This window comes from Nocardioides turkmenicus (assembly GCF_011045035.1).
GTDB classification, from domain to species: domain Bacteria; phylum Actinomycetota; class Actinomycetes; order Propionibacteriales; family Nocardioidaceae; genus Nocardioides; species Nocardioides turkmenicus.
Genome location: NZ_JAALAA010000020.1, coordinates 51,580 through 66,036, shown reverse-complemented (window position 1 = coordinate 66,036; position 14,457 = coordinate 51,580). Strand labels below are relative to the sequence as shown.

Here is a 14,457-nt window from a genome sequence, read left to right as displayed (position 1 = left end):
CGCAGAGGGACCCCGGAACGCCTCCCGATACCCCTTCTAGTCATTTCGGACTACGTACTTTGGGTAAGAAGGGTGTGTCACTCGACAGGTTCCGGTCCTTAACCTTTAGTCCGCACGGGCGTCCACGCCGTCAACTGGGGAGGGCGAAGCGCTCCGACGAAGGGATGGCAGACAATGTGGGTAGATGAATGGTCGCTGCAGGCCGCATGTCGTGAGAACGAGCCCGACGAGCTCTTCGTACGTGGCGCCGAGCAGAACAAGGCCAAGCTGGTCTGCTCCGGCTGCGCGGTCCGCACCGAGTGCCTGGCCGAGGCGCTCGACAACCAGATCGAGTGGGGTGTCTGGGGCGGCATGACCGAGCGTGAGCGCCGCGCGCTGCTCCGCCGCAGCCCCAACGCCTCGTGGCGTGCCGTCCTCGAGGCCGCTCGCACCCGTGCCTCGGTGGAGTGATCACTCGTCCCCTACTCGAGTGGATCGCTGAAGATCTTGGTCTGAGCCAGGACGTACACGACGTACGTCCTGGCTCGACTTGTTTCCAGGCGCTCAGCCCTGGGCCAGCAGCCGGCCGATCTCGCGGAGCCCGTCGAGATCGTGTACGTCACCGGGCAGAGCCGGCACCACGGCGGTCGGGACGTGCGGGTGGGCGACGGCGAAGCGCTCGCGCAGCTGGTGCTGGCGCTCGACCAGCAGGGCGCGGTCGGCGTGGAGCCTCAGCAGCCCGGCGGTGAGGGGCGCGTCGGGGAGACGCTCGGACGCAGCGCTGGCCGCGGCGGCGGTGAGCGCGGCGTCGTCGGGCAGGGTGGCCCGGTTGACGACCAGCCCCTGGAGCGGCATCCGGTCGCCGGAGAGCCGCTCGACGAAGTAGGCGGCCTCGCGCAGCGCGTCGGGCTCCGGAGCCGCGATGACGAGGAAGGCGGTCTCGTCGGCCTGGAGCAGCGCGTAGGTCTCCTGAGCCCGCTGCCGGAAGCCACCGAAGACCGTGTCGAGCGCGGTCACGAAGGTCTGCAGGTCGCTCAGCATCTGCCCGCCGAGGACCTTCTTGAGCGCGTTGGTCACGATGTTGATGCCCGCCGACATGAGCCGGACCGGTCCCTTCGCGGGCGCCAGCATCAGGCGCAGGAAGCGACCGTCGAGGAAGCTGGAGAGTCGCTCGGGGGCGTCCAGGAAGTCGAGGGCGCTCCGGCTCGGCGGCGTGTCGACGACGATCAGGTCGTAGTCGCCGTTGCCCCCGTTGTGGGCGAAGGAGTCGCGGTAGAGCTGGCCGAGCTTCTCCATCGCCATGTACTCCTGCGTGCCCGCGAAGCTGGAGCTGAGCGCGATGTAGAACTGGTTGTTGAGGATCTGCTGCGCCTTCTCGGGGCTGGCCTGCGACTCGACCACCTCGTCGAAGGTGCGCTTCATGTCGAGCATCATCGCGTCGAGCCGGCCCGGACCGATCCCCGGAACGGGACGCGGCGTGTTGTCGAGCTGGGCGATCCCCATCGACTGGGCGAGCCGTCGCGCGGGGTCGATCGTCAGCACCACGACCTTGCGCCCGCGCTCGGCCGCGCGCAGCGCGAGCGCCGCCGAGGTGGTCGTCTTGCCCACTCCACCGCTGCCGCAGCAGACGATGATGTGGGTGTCGCGGTCGTCGAGCAGCCGGTCGACCTCGAGGGTCTGGGTGTGCTCGGCCTGGGCGGCCAGCGGGCCTACGCGTGGGTGGGACGTCATGCGAGCCCCTGTTCCTTCAGTTCTGCAGCGAGCTCGTAGAGCCCGCCGATGTCGATCCCGCCGGCGACCCGGTCGAGCTCGTAGGTAGGGACACCGAGACCGGCGACGAGGCGACGTTGGGCGTCCTCGAGGGACCGGCGCTCGGCGTACTCCTTCGCCTCCGCGGCCAGCGCGGAGATCAGGCTGGGGTCGGGCTCGACGCCGGCGCGCTTGAGGTCCTCGGCGATGGTCTCCCCGTCGAGGGAGCCGGCGAGGGCGGCGGCCAGGGACTCGTCGGGGAGGTCGCGGGGACGGACCTGGTTGACGATGACGCCGCCGACCGGGAGTCCGGCGGCGCGCAGCTCGCTGATGCCGTCGGCGGTCTCCTGGACCGGCATCTCCTCGAGGAGCGTGACCAGGTGGACCGCGGTGCGCCGGGAGCGGAACAGGGTCATCATCGTGTCGGCCTGGTTCTTGATCGGGCCGACCTTGGCCAGGCCCGCGACCGACTCGGACACGTTCAGGAAGGTCGTGATGCGGCCCGTCGGGGGAGCGTCGAGCACGACGGCGTCGTAGGTGCGCGCGCCCTTGTTGCGGCTGTTGCGCTGGACGGCCTCGAAGAGCTTGCCGGTGAGCAGGACGTCGCGTACGCCCGGGGCGATCGTGGTCGCGAACTCGATGACGCCGAAGCGGTCAAGGGCGCGGCCTGCGGGGCCGAGCTTGTAGTACATCTTGAGGTATTCGAGGAGGGCTTCCTCCGGCGCGATGTGGAGGGCGTAGACGTTGCCCGGCTCGGCGTCCGCGCCGGACCGGGACCGCATCCGGAGCCCGGTCGCGATACGGGTCTCGGCGTAGGGCAGCGGGTCGACGTCGAACATCCGCGCCACGCCCTGCCGGCCCTCGACCTCGCAGAGCAGGACGTTCTTGCCGTGGGAAGCCAGCCCGAGCGCCAGCGCCGCAGCCACCGTCGACTTGCCCGTGCCGCCCTTGCCGGTCACCACGTGCAGCTGCACATGGGGCCAGTCGGAACTCATGGACCCGACCTTATCTGTGGCCACCCTCCGGCGAGGCCTGTCCCAGGTATTGGCGGCAGCGCCACCGGCTTCGATCTCGGGGCCGTGCACTCATCGTGGCCGGATCAGGACGCTGGCCGGTGACGGCGCCGCGATCTAGAATCGATACCCCTTCTTCTGCCCCAGCGAGGTGCCGATGCTCGAGACCTTGGGCTTCAACTCCACCGAGGCGGCTGTCTACGAGTTGCTGGTGAGCCGCGGGCGGCTCGCGCTCGAGGACCTGCTGGCGCCTGGTCCGGCGGCACAGCGGCGACAGGCGGTGGCGGCGCTGGAGGCGAAAGGCCTGGTGCGACGCCTCGCCGGCGCGGCGCAGGAGTACGTCGTCGCGCCTCCGGAGGAGGCGGTGGAGGTGCTCATCGCCGAGCAGATGCGTGCTCTTCAGTCAGTCCGGGTCCAGGCTGCCGAGGTCGCCGCCCGAGTCTGGCGGGTCGCCCAGCGGGCCGATCCGACCGAGCTGGTCGAGGTGGTGACCGGTGAGGACGCCTCGCAACATCTCTTCCGGCAGGTGGTGCGGACGGCGCGGCAAGAGCTGGCGGTCTTCGACCGGCCCCCGTACGCCATGAAGATCGAGGAAGCAGAAGCGCGCGAGATCACCAGCAAGCAGGCAGAGCGGATGAAGACCGACGGACTGGTGCTGCGGACCGTCTTCGATCGGTCCCTGTTGGACGACCCGTCCCAGGTGCGACGGATCCTGGCCGGCGCTGCCGCCGGGGAACAGTCCCGGATCGCGAGCGTTCCCCTGAAGCTGGTGATCGTCGACCGGGAGTGGGGCCTGCTGCCTCTGGTCCACACCGACGGCGTGACGCCCGGCGCTGCCGTGATCGTACGCAGCTCGGTGCTGTTGGACTCGCTGCTCGCCCTGTTCGAATCGATCTGGGAGCACGCCGCCGAGGTCAAGCCGCACGTCGACGACCCGAGCTCGCTGGGGGACACAGAGGCGGGGTTGCGACGCCTGGCGCAGTTGCTGGCCACCGGGATGACCGACGTCGCCATCGCCCATCACCTGGCGATCAGCGAACGGACGGTCCGGCGGCGAATCAAGGAGCTGATGAGCGTGCTGCACGTGGACTCGCGGTTCCAGGCCGGCGTCCGCGCCGCCGAGAAGGGCTGGCTCTGACGCCAGTCATGGCCATTTCCGGGCAATGGCCGCAACCGGTCATCGCTGCGCCTTAGCGTTCGCTGACCGCTCTACCGACAGCGGCGCCGGACCAGTGGTCCCGCTCGTGCTTCGGAAGGATACGACGTGCCCCATCGAATCCAACGCCCGCTCTTCGCACTGGTCGGTGCGCTGCTCCTGGTGGCGGGCATCGTACTCACAGCCCCCGCAGCCCCGGCCAGCCCGGCCGACGACTACGTCGGGCCCTACTTCGGTGACGGGAATCTGCCGCCCGGATGCGTCCGGGACCACAGCCGCGACAATCCCGACAACATCTGCTACCACGGCAAGACGGGGCTGAACGCGCTCGACAGCCCCAAGGTCGACGTCGCCGTGGTCGTACCGGCCAGCCCGACCGCCGAACGCGACCTGCGGATCATGAAGCAGGCGGCCGATGCCTGGGCCGGCGGCATCCACTACCTCTCTGACGAGATGGGCCTGGACTGGCTGCGCGACGGTGTCGAGTTCACCATCTCGCCGCACATCATCGAGCTCGTCGACGGGAAGGCGCCGAGCACCTACCCGCTCTACGACCCAGAGATCGTGATCCTCGCGAGCAACCCGGCCGGCGGTCTCGGCATCGGTGTGGACCCGACGTACCTCACCACCGCGCTGGGCATCCTCGACGAGAACGCGGTGCCCTGCCACAACATCGAGAACCCGTTCAGCCTGGAGACCTGGGAGGGCATGCCCGGGTACGACGGTCACCACGGCGACGGCGGCGGCTACTACGTCGAGGACTGTGGCGGCGCGGGTGGCAACGTCTGCTTCTCGGTCAACGGTGCCGTCGACCCGGTGCCGGGCAAGACGGATGCGTTCAGCCTCTTCGACCTGGTGCTCCACGAGACCGGCCACTGCCTGACGCTCGGCCATGTCGGCGACGGAGCCGAAGGCGAGTGGGGACCGGTGCCGACCACCGACATCATGGCCTACAGCTACGACCCGCCGGGTCAGAGCAAGTGCGTCTCGACCCTCAACGTGGAGGCCTTCGCCACCCGGATGAGCCGTTACCTCGACGTCGACGGCGATGGCGCGGTCAGCGACGCCGACCACCTCCACGCCAACGACCGGATCGGCGACGGCGACCCGTTCCAGGTGCAACACCCCGACAACCACCGGTACGCGTCCTCCACCGGTTCCGCATGGGACTGCCCGCAGCCTGACGTCGGCACCACGCCGGCCGCCGAGGAGACCGACTGGACGCCGGTCCCGGTCGATACCCACTCTCCGGTGCTCACCGTCGACAGTCCCGAGCACGGCGCGGAGACCTCGGACGGTCACGTCCACGTCAGCGGCACCGTCGAGCGGCGCCCGATCGACGCGGGGCCGACCCAACCCTACGCATCCCACGACGACCCGGCCGGTGACTCCAGCTCGACCTACGGCGACATCGAGCGACTCGAGGTCGAGGCGACCGCGCTGGACCTGGTCGCCACCATCAAGGTGGCCGACCTGTGGCCCGACGACGTCGTCGGCCTGCCCCAGTACAGCGTCTCGATCGGTGGTCGTCAGTTCGATTCCAAGGTCACCCAGAGCGGTGTGGCGACCTACGACCACTCCATGGAGCGCGCGGTGCCGGCCGAGTGGTCGGCATGGGACGCATCGGCGGACACGGTGAGGTTCCGCATCCCGCGCAGCTACCTGGAGCGAGACGCCAAGGTCACTGCACCGTACGACGTCTTCGCGCTCTCCGGCTACACCACGCCCAACAAGGTGTGGACCATCGTGACGGACGACCGGGCTCCGGACGCCGGCTCGATCGATGTCGCGGCACCGGACAGCGGCGCGACCGGCACGACGTCCGCCTCCAGCGGCCGGGCCACCGGGTCCGCGGCCGGCAGTCTGATGGACCCGATCGTGCTCGAGCGCTCCGAGGGCAACACGTTCACCGTCGCCGACTCCTCGCTCGGCCTGGTGCCCGAGGCCGGCCACCACTTCACACTCTCGGTCCCCGAGGTCAGCACTGTGGAGCTGGCGCTGAGCTGGGACGACGCCAGCGACCTCGACATGTACGTCACCGGCGCGGCCACCGGCCGGGCGGCTTCGGCGGGGCAGCCCGAGCGGGTGGTGCTCGAAGGCGTCGAGGGTGACCTCGACATCCGGATCGACCCCTACCTGGTCGTCGGGGTGCCGGAGACGACGTACACCCTCACCGCGACCGTCGTCGGCACCGGTGGCGACACCGACGGAGACGGAGTCGTGGACGCCGACGACCGCTGTCCGGAGAACCCCGGACCGGCGCCCACCGGTTGTCCGGACGGCGATGGCGACGGTGTCCCCGACGTCTACGACCTCTGCCCGGACGAGCCGGGCAACGGTGCCAACGGGTGTCCGATCCCGGCCACCGAGCACGTCCGCGTCTACGTCGATGGCGCGCTGGTCGCCAGCGAGGACGTCGACACCGCCGGCGGCGAGAAGCTCGATACCTACGCCCTCGACGTGGCGGTCCCGGAAGGCACCCATGAGATCACGGTCGAGTGGGAGGACGATGGCACGGTGATCGCGTCGGCCGACCGCACCGTCGTGCACACCGCCCCAGGTGTGGACCGTGACGACGACGGCGTGAGCGACGACAGCGACAACTGCGTCCGGCACCCGAACCCCGGCCAGGCGGACATGGACGGAGACGGCGCCGGTGACGCCTGCGATGTCGACATCGACGGCGACGGTCACTCCAACGCCAAGGAGCGGGCGCGTGGGACCGACCCGTACGACCCGCTGTCCCGTCCGGGGCGCTAGATCAAGGGGTGATGTTGAGGTTCTCGACGATCTTGGTGCCGAGCGCGGTGTCGCCGCTGATCCTCACCTTGGTGGGATCGGCGGAGGCCCGGCCACCGGCCAGGAGGACGTACGTCTCACGGTCGGTGGAGAGGGTGACGGTGGGGTCGGTCACCGGGTCGGTGACAGGGATTCCCTTGCCCTCGCGGGTGACCGTGAAGGCGTACGGAGCGTGCCCCTCGGCCTCGACGACGACCGTGGAGCCGGGGTCGGCGCCGGCCTTCTTGGCGAGCACGAAACCGACGCCTTCGAGGAGGTAGTCGGCGGTGTGGAGGGCGCCAGGGGTGTCCAGGTTGCCGGGGCGGCCGGTCGCGCGCCGGATGTCCTGCTCGTGGAGCCAGACGTCGAGCGGGCGGTTGCGGAGCAGCTTGCCGGTGGTCCACCCGATCGCGCCGAAGACGCCCGGCGCCGGCGCCGCGGGGTCCTCGGGCGGCGAGGCGAGCAGCGCCTCGTGGCGTACGGCGGAGTAGCGGCGGATCTCGTCGATGATGCTCGCCGGAGCGGCTTCACGGCGGGTGAGCACGCCGATCTCGGTGAACTGGCCCATCGGTGACCTGATGTGATCCGACTCGGGGACCTCGGCCTCCTCCCGCGGGGCGCCGGCGGTGAGGCCCTCCAGATGAGCGACGTGAGAGGCGACGGCGCGCACGTCCCAGCCGGGGAGGTCGGTGGGCAGATCCCACTCGTTCTCGGGGAGCTCCTCCAGGAGCGCGACGAGATCCTGGACCGAGGACCACCAGGTGTCGACGTACGTCTTCAGCTGCTCAGTGGAAGTCACGGCCCCGACGGTAGTGGGTCCGGGGCTCGGTTGGAAGATCAAACCATGTCATCGGGAGGAACCGCCGGAACCTCGCGAAGTAGGGTGCGGATATGACCAAGTGGGAATACCAGGTGGCGCCCGTCCTCAACCACGCGGCGGCGCAGATCCTCAACAACTTCGGTGCCGACGGGTGGGAGCTCGTCTCCATCCTCGACAACGGCACGGGCAACTACGTCGGATTCTTCAAGCGGGCGGTCACGGAGTGAGCGCCCCCGAAGAGGTCCTGGCCGAGCTCGGACTGAGCGTTCCGGACGTGGTGCCGCCGGTGGCGGCCTACATCCCGGCCGTACGCTCGGGCAACCACGTCTTCACGTCGGGCCAGCTCCCGATGAAGGACGGCGCGCTCCTCTCCGTCGGCAAGGTCGGCGGGGACGTGTCGGCCGAGGACGGGTACGCCGCGGCGCAGCAGTGTGCGCTCAACGCCCTGGCGGCGGTCAAGGCCGAGATCGGTGACCTCTCGCAGGTCAAGCGGGTCGTGAAGGTGCTGTGCTTCGTCGCCTCCACGCCTGACTTCACCGGCCAGCCGGGTGTCGCCAACGGTGCCTCCGAGCTGCTCGGGAAGGTCTTCGGCGACGCCGGCCGGCATGCTCGTTCGGCTGTTGGTGTTCCGGTTCTGCCGCTCGACGCGCCTGTCGAGGTGGAGATCGTCGTCGAGATCTGAGTCTCGGATGAGGGTAGGGCGCGGGGGTGCGCGTCGCTACAGTGACGAGCGTGCGCATCCCGATCCCTCCTGTCCGGCTTGGTGACGACATCGTGGCGTTGGCCGGGGAGTACGCCGAGGGCGTACGCACCCCGGTCGAGCCGCGTGACGCAGCGACGGTCCTCCTGCTGCGGCCGGGCTCTGGCGCCGGCCCCGAGGTGTATCTGCTCCGTCGGCAGATGACGATGGGCTTCGCCGCCGGGATGGCCGTCTTCCCCGGCGGTGGTGTGGACGTACGCGACGCCGAGCTGCCCGACTCCTGCTGGGCCGGGCCGTCCGCCGGTGAGTGGGCGCGCCGGCTCGGGGTCGACGAGTCCCGGGCCCGGGCACTGGTCGCCGCGGCGGTGCGGGAGACGTTCGAGGAGTGCGGGGTGCTGCTCGCCGGGACCTCGGCAGACGCCGTCGTCGACGACGTCTCCGGCGCGGAGTGGGAGGCGGACCGGGTCGCTCTGGAGTCGCGCTCGGTGTCGTTGACCGAGCTGCTGACCCGGCGTGGGCTGGTGCTGCGTACGGATCTGCTGGCGCCGTGGGCCGCCTGGACGACGCCGGTCTTCGAGCCGAAGCGCTTCGCGACCTGGTTCTTCGTCGCACGGCTGCCCGAGGGGCAGGTCACGCGCGACGTGTCCAGCGAGTCCTCCTCGGTGCACTGGCTCGGCGCCGCCGAGGCGGTCGAGCAGGTCGAGGCCGGCGAGCTCGCGATGATGCCGCCGACCTACCTCAACTGCCTGGAGGTCGCCTCGATCGGCTCGGAGGACGACGTGCTCGCCGCCGCCGCGGAGCGTGAGCTGACCATGTTCACCCCGGCTGTCACCGAGGTCGACGGCGGCCACGCCCTGTCGATGTTGCCCCTGCACGAGTCCCTCATCGCCGGAAGGGGACGCTCATGAGCGAGTCCTGGTCGGGCGGGGTCTTCGGCGAGCGCGGACAGTGCATCCTCGCGCCCAACCCCGGCATCATGTCGCTCGACGGCACCAACACCTGGGTGCTGCGCGAGCCCGGCGCGCGCCGGTCGGTCGTGATCGACCCCGGGCCCCTCGACGAGGGACATCTCGATGCGGTCGCGGAGGCGGCCGGCGAGGTGGCGACGGTGCTGCTGACCCACCACCACTACGACCACTCCGAGGCGGCACGGGCCTTCGCGGAGCGGGTCGGGGCCGGCGTACGCGCTCTTGACCCGGAATACCGGCTCGGCACCGAGGGGCTCGGCGACGGCGATGTCATCGAGGTCGACGGTCTCGAGATCCGCGTCGTCGGGACGCCCGGCCACACCTCGGACTCGCTGTCGTTCTGGCTGCCGGGCGATGGCGCCGTGCTGACCGGCGACACCGTCCTCGGGCGCGGGACCACGGTCGTCGCCCATCCCGACGGCGAGCTCGGCGCCTACCTCGATTCGTTGGACCGGTTGCACGCGTTGGCGTCTGAGCACGGCGTCGGCAGCGTCTGGCCTGGTCATGGCCCGGTCATCGGCAACGCTCTCGGCGCGCTCGACTACTACATCGCCCACCGCCGTGAGCGCCTCGGTCAGGTCGAGGAGGCTCTCGTAGATCTCGGGGCTACCCCGGCCGAGGCGGACCCGCGGGCGATCGTGGAGATCGTGTACGCCGATGTGGACCAGGTCCTGTGGGGTGCCGCCGAGCTCTCGGTGAGAGCGCAATTGGCTTACCTCGCTGAGCGCTGAGGCCTACTCTTCGGCTCATGGCCACCCTGCCCGGAGTCGAGCTCCTGCTTCCCGATCCGCCCGCGTGGCGGGCCTGGCTGGAGGAGCACCATGCCGACACGTCCGCGGTCTGGCTGGTGCTGACCAAGAAGGGCGGCACGCTGACCACGTTGACCTGGCAGACCGCGCTCGACGAGGCGCTCTGCTTCGGCTGGATCGACGGCCAGGCCCGGCGGCGCGACGAGCAGTCGTCGTTCCAGCGGTTCACCCCGCGCGGGCCGAAGAGCCGCTGGTCACAGCGGAACGTCGAGCACATCAGCCGTCTGGAGGCCGAGGGCCGGATGACCGCGGCCGGCCGCGCTGCCGTGGAAGCGGCCAAGGCGGACGGGCGGTGGGAGGCTGCGTACGCGGGTTCCGCCACCGCTGAGACCCCGCCCGACCTCCTCGCCGCGATCGCCGCGGTGCCGGAGGCCCAGGCGATGTACGACGTCCTCACCTCCCAGAACCGCTTCGCCCTCTACCACCGCATCACCTCCCTGAAGACCGAGGCCGCGCGGGCGCGCAAGATCGAGGAGTACGTCGCCATGCTCGCCCGTCACGAGACGATCCATCCACAGAAGCGCCGGCCTCAGTAGCCGCGTTTCTTCGTCGGGCCGTTGAGCTATCGATCAGAGCTCAGCTCGCCTTGCTCGCCGAGCACTCCTGACCCAGAGCCAGACGACGAAGACGGCGAGTCCGACCACTGCCGCGGCCAACAGCACCGTGGGAAGGTGGCTCGTCAAGGGCTGGCTCGTCCACGTCCAGTCCGGATCGGGAGCCGTCACCGCCAGGCCGGCGGGCAATGCCGTGGCGATCGCCAGCCGAGTGACGCGGTGGTCGAGGTGAGCGACGACCTCGGTCTCACCGTCGGGAGACACCGTACGGAGGTCGCGTCCGTCGTCATTCGCCGTCACGATCAGCGGGGTGCCGTCAGCCGTCCAGCCGGCGACCTCCCTGAGGTCACGGCCGTCGAGGTCTACTCCTCGTACCGAGGGATGGCGCCCGATCGCCAGATCGACGTTGCCGCCCGAGTCCCGGCCTATCGAGCGGACCCCGGGATCGTCGACGCCGGCGACCGGGGCGCCCGCGCCCATCCAGATCGACCGACCTTCCTGGCCCGTGCCAGGCAGGTCGGTGGCACCGCCGGGCCAGATCTTGGTGCCGGATTCGTTGCGTACGACGACTGTGCCGTCGTCACCGATGCCCGCGTTCTCCCACCTTCCTTCGGGGAGTGGCTCGGCGGTGCCATCAGGGGAGATACGGCCGGCGGCCCGATGCTCGTAGTCGGAGTCCCAGACCAACCACTCCGCATTCGGTGACCAAGAGAGACTCGTGATCCTGCCGTCCATCTCGAGCGGGTGCTCGGTGACCTTGCCGGTCTCCAGGTCGATGATGTTCAGACTCTGGTCCTCGGCGACGTACGCCAGGCGGGTGCCGTCGGCGGAGAGCCGGATGGGCTCCTCCGTCATGCCCCAGGTCTCACGCACGCCCGGCAGAGGCAGGCGATGGTAGTCGCCGTCGACGGTGATCACCACGACCGCTCCGCCGTCATCGACGAAGGTCTCGTCGGGGAAGGCGAGCGTCGCGCGGCCGACGGCCAGAGAGTCGGAGACGGGCACGTGCTTGTCCGGGTCGTCTGTCCAGCGGATGTGCCGCGGGATCACCGCCCGGGTCGGGCTGGGTGCGCTCGTCGGGGTGCCCGACGGGATGGCGACGACGCCGCTTGGTTCCCTCGGCGAGAGGTCGAATGTGACAGTGGCCGACGACTGGAACAGCAACGCCGCGACCAGCCCGGCGAGGACGACGAACATGACGACTGTGTCCGGGTTCGCCGTGCGACGGAAAGGTCGCACGGCTCGTGTGCGGCGTCGCCAACGCCAGAGCGCGACCGCGATCACTCCTATGACCAGGCAGAACGCAGTCGTCTTCAGCCAGGGCGGAAGAAAGATGGGCGGGATGCGAAAGACGGTGGGGTCGGCCGCGTCGGGATCGATGAGGGCGTACGCGATGCTCACGGTGCCCGCGACGAAGCTGCTGACGTCGTCGCATTCGATCAGCACTCGCGAGTCACTCTCCGACGTTCCCAGCTGACCGATGTAGGCGCCCCCGGTATTGCCGAACGCATTGACGAGGGGCGCGTCGCCCACCCAACCGATCGGTCCGATCGGCAAGCCGTTCGGCCGGCCGAATGTCGCCCCGGTGCCGTCCAGTGGAGCCATGCCTGCGTCGGTGACGACGTAGAGCTCGGATCCGCGGAACTGGATGGCTTCGCCTGCGGTGGCATCGGCCGGGAGAGCCACCTTGGTGGTTTCTCCTCCAGTCGACTGGAGTTGGACGGCGCCCGAGCCGAACGGGCCGTTGAAGGCAATCGTGCCGTCGTCGGCCACAGCCCAGGTCGACAGGGAGACGACCCCGTCGATGGTGCCGGCATAAGGGGTGACGGACGCGGTCCCGGGATCGATGACCCCGGCGACGGCCTCGCCGGGGACGTACGACTCATCGTCCCATCGGTCCATGCGAGAACCGGCCCACAGCAGCTTCGTGCCGCCGTCGGACCACTCCAGGTCGGAGACGTAGACGCCGCGGTCTTCGCATCTCGTGGTGGGGCAGGAGGCCGTGGCGAGGTCCCATTCGGCGACGTCGCCGGTGGTGAGATCAGCGACGCGGACGCCACCTGCCACCACCTCGTCCTCCGTCGCCTTTCGAGCCATTCCCCACGCCCACGCCAGGTTCCTGCCGTCCGGGGACAGGGCGATCGGTCGGTGGCCGTCGTTCTCGCCGCTTCCGTTCTCCCAGTAGGGATCGAGCCCGATGAAGTCGGGAAGATCGAGCGGGTGGTAGTCACCGTCGTCGGCATCGACCACGACGGGGACGGCGGTGTTCGAGTCCTCGGCAGGCTGGACGTATGCGATCGCCCCGACCCCGATGGCCAGGTCCTGCTCCAGGTCGTCGGCGTGGGTGTAACGGCCGTTCTCGGACTCGGCGAGCCAGCTCGGGGCGGCGTGGAGCGTGTCGGGGACGGCCAGGCCGGCATGGCTGCGGGCGGGATCGACCTCCGCCGAGTTTCGGGTGGGAGCCAGGGCGACGGTGCCGGCGATGAGGGCGATGGCAGCCGAGATCCCGCTGATGGCGATGACGACCGAGCGGCGATGGGCGCGGCGGCCGCGGGCGAAGGTGTCGGTGGGGACGTACGCCTCAGGGGCGCGCTCGGCGATGCGGTGGAGCTCCTCGCGGAGCTGCTGGTCAGTCATGGAGGAGCTCCTCGAGATGTGGCGCGAGGATGCGCAGGCGGGCGAGTGCCTTGCGGGTGGTGGACTTGACCGTGCCGGAGTGGATCCCGAGGACATGCGCGGTCTGGACCTCGGTGAGATCTTCGAAGAATCTGAGCACGAGGATCGTGCGCTGTCGCCGGGTCAGCTCGGCGAGCGCCTGCTCGAGGCTCAGCCGGAGGTCGGAGTCGCTCGTCGGGGCGGTCGGTGCTTCGTATGACTCCATCGGGGTCTCCTGCAGCCGACGCCGGCGCCACCAGGAGATGTTCTGGGTGTAGAGGATGCGACGGACGTACGGCTCGGGGTCGCCCTGGATGCGGTGCCATGACTTCGCTGCCGAGAAGAGCGCCTGCTGGACGAGGTCTTCGGCGAGGTGCGCGTCACCGGTGAGCAGGTAGGCGGTTCGGGACAGCGCCGGGACCCGGGTGCGTACGAAGTGCTCGAACGCCCCGCGATCGAGATCTGTGGGGGAGAACAAAGACACGGCCTCCTTTCACCGGCTACTACGCCGGATGAAAGGAGGCCGGGTGCCTGTTGGAAGGTAAAGACTCAGCGGGCGCGGCGGGCCATGCGCTCGATGTCCATGATGACCACGCTGCGCGGCTCGAGGCGGAGCCAGCCGCGGGAGGCGAAGTCGGCCAGGGCCTTGTTGACCGTCTCGCGGGAGGCGCCGACGAGCTGGGCGAGCTCCTCCTGGGTGAGGTCGTGGTGGACGTGGACGCCGTCGTCGGCGGTGCGGCCGAAGCGGTCGGCGAGGTCGAGGAGGGCCTTGGCGACACGGCCGGGCACGTCGGAGAAGACGAGGTCGGCGACGACGTCGTTGGCCTTGCGGAGGCGGCCGGCGAGCTGGGAGAGCAGGCCGCGGGCGACGACCGGGCGACCCTCGAGCCACTTGAGGAGGTCCTCGTGAGACAGGCTCGCGAAGGCGGAGTCGGTGACCGCGGTGACGGTGGCGGAGCGGGGGCCCGGGTCGAAGAGCGAGAGCTCGCCGAACATCTGGCCGGGGCCCATGATGGCGAGAAGGTTCTCACGGCCGTCGGACGAGGTGCGTCCGAGCTTCACCTTGCCGTCGATCACGACGTACAGCTTGTCGCCGGAGTCGCCCTCGTGAAAGAGCACCTCCCCGCGGCGGAGCTTCGACTCTGCCATCGAGGCGTGCAGGGCCGTCATCGACTCGTCGTCGAGTGCGCTGAAGAGCGGTGCCTGACGGAGTACGTCGTTGTCCATTGCGGCCATTCCTCCTGGATTATCCCCACATCCGCGGGTATTACACCGG

At 69.8% G+C, this 14,457-nt stretch carries 14 protein-coding genes; 8 read left to right on the top strand and 6 right to left on the bottom strand.

What is annotated here, in order from left to right; all coding sequences use genetic code 11:
- Positions 1–174 precede the first annotated feature (174 nt).
- Positions 175–450 (top strand): WhiB family transcriptional regulator, encoded by a 276-nt coding sequence (locus tag G5C66_RS20670; RefSeq protein ID WP_008356248.1) that lies wholly within the window; start codon positions 175–177, stop codon positions 448–450.
- A gap of 93 nt (positions 451–543) precedes the next feature.
- Here the strand turns inward: G5C66_RS20670 and bagB are convergent, their stop codons facing one another.
- Positions 544–1,710 carry an ArsA family ATPase gene (gene bagB, locus G5C66_RS20665; protein ID WP_165112813.1) on the bottom strand — a complete coding sequence of 389 codons (1,167 nt, stop codon included), beginning with the start codon at positions 1,708–1,710 and terminating at the stop codon, positions 544–546.
- Positions 1,707–2,723: an ATPase BagA gene (gene bagA, locus G5C66_RS20660; protein WP_165112812.1), complete on the bottom strand. Its 1,017-nt coding sequence runs from the start codon at positions 2,721–2,723 to the stop codon at positions 1,707–1,709. Before bagA ends, bagB begins: the two co-directional genes overlap by 4 nt.
- 175 nt (positions 2,724–2,898) lie before the next feature.
- Between bagA and G5C66_RS20655 the strand changes: the two genes are divergently transcribed.
- Both G5C66_RS20655 and G5C66_RS27120 read left to right on the top strand, forming a co-directional pair.
- Entirely contained in the window at positions 2,899–3,879 is a 981-nt protein-coding gene (locus G5C66_RS20655; RefSeq protein WP_165112811.1) for a helix-turn-helix transcriptional regulator, read from the top strand.
- Positions 3,880–4,005: 126 nt separating this feature from the next.
- Positions 4,006–6,657 (top strand): thrombospondin type 3 repeat-containing protein, encoded by a 2,652-nt coding sequence (locus G5C66_RS27120; protein WP_165112810.1) that lies wholly within the window; start codon positions 4,006–4,008, stop codon positions 6,655–6,657.
- A gap of 1 nt (position 6,658) precedes the next feature.
- Here G5C66_RS27120 and G5C66_RS20645 read toward each other — a convergent pair whose 3' ends face one another.
- A complete protein-coding gene (locus tag G5C66_RS20645) occupies positions 6,659–7,474 on the bottom strand; it encodes a maleylpyruvate isomerase family mycothiol-dependent enzyme (RefSeq protein WP_165112809.1) in 816 nt (271 codons plus the stop codon).
- Between the two features lie 92 nt (positions 7,475–7,566).
- Between G5C66_RS20645 and G5C66_RS20640 the strand changes: the two genes are divergently transcribed.
- From G5C66_RS20640 to G5C66_RS20620, 5 genes are read left to right on the top strand one after another with little or no spacing between them, the layout of a single operon-like run.
- Positions 7,567–7,722: a Sp36 family protein gene (locus G5C66_RS20640; protein ID WP_165112808.1), complete on the top strand. Its 156-nt coding sequence runs from the start codon at positions 7,567–7,569 to the stop codon at positions 7,720–7,722.
- A complete protein-coding gene (locus G5C66_RS20635; RefSeq protein WP_165112807.1) occupies positions 7,719–8,177 on the top strand; it encodes an Atu1372/SO_1960 family protein in 459 nt (152 codons plus the stop codon). Before G5C66_RS20640 ends, G5C66_RS20635 begins: the two co-directional genes overlap by 4 nt.
- Positions 8,178–8,227: 50 nt before the next feature.
- Positions 8,228–9,103: an NUDIX hydrolase gene (locus G5C66_RS20630; RefSeq protein ID WP_165112806.1), complete on the top strand. Its 876-nt coding sequence runs from the start codon at positions 8,228–8,230 to the stop codon at positions 9,101–9,103.
- On the top strand, positions 9,100–9,894 hold the full coding sequence (locus tag G5C66_RS20625) for an MBL fold metallo-hydrolase (RefSeq protein WP_165112805.1): 795 nt from the start codon (positions 9,100–9,102) through the stop codon (positions 9,892–9,894). The genes G5C66_RS20630 and G5C66_RS20625 overlap by 4 nt, the downstream gene beginning before the upstream one ends.
- Before the next feature lie 17 nt (positions 9,895–9,911).
- A complete protein-coding gene (locus tag G5C66_RS20620) occupies positions 9,912–10,508 on the top strand; it encodes a YdeI/OmpD-associated family protein (protein WP_165112804.1) in 597 nt (198 codons plus the stop codon).
- A gap of 33 nt (positions 10,509–10,541) precedes the next feature.
- Here the strand turns inward: G5C66_RS20620 and G5C66_RS20615 are convergent, their stop codons facing one another.
- From G5C66_RS20615 to G5C66_RS20605, 3 genes are all read right to left on the bottom strand, one after another.
- Positions 10,542–13,163 (bottom strand): WD40 repeat domain-containing protein, encoded by a 2,622-nt coding sequence (locus G5C66_RS20615; RefSeq protein ID WP_165112803.1) that lies wholly within the window; start codon positions 13,161–13,163, stop codon positions 10,542–10,544.
- Positions 13,156–13,665, bottom strand: coding sequence for a SigE family RNA polymerase sigma factor (locus tag G5C66_RS20610; RefSeq protein ID WP_165112802.1), 510 nt, complete (start codon positions 13,663–13,665; stop codon positions 13,156–13,158). Before G5C66_RS20610 ends, G5C66_RS20615 begins: the two co-directional genes overlap by 8 nt.
- Positions 13,666–13,730: 65 nt before the next feature.
- On the bottom strand, positions 13,731–14,408 hold the full coding sequence (locus G5C66_RS20605) for a Crp/Fnr family transcriptional regulator (protein ID WP_141806424.1): 678 nt from the start codon (positions 14,406–14,408) through the stop codon (positions 13,731–13,733).
- Positions 14,409–14,457 lie beyond the last annotated feature (49 nt).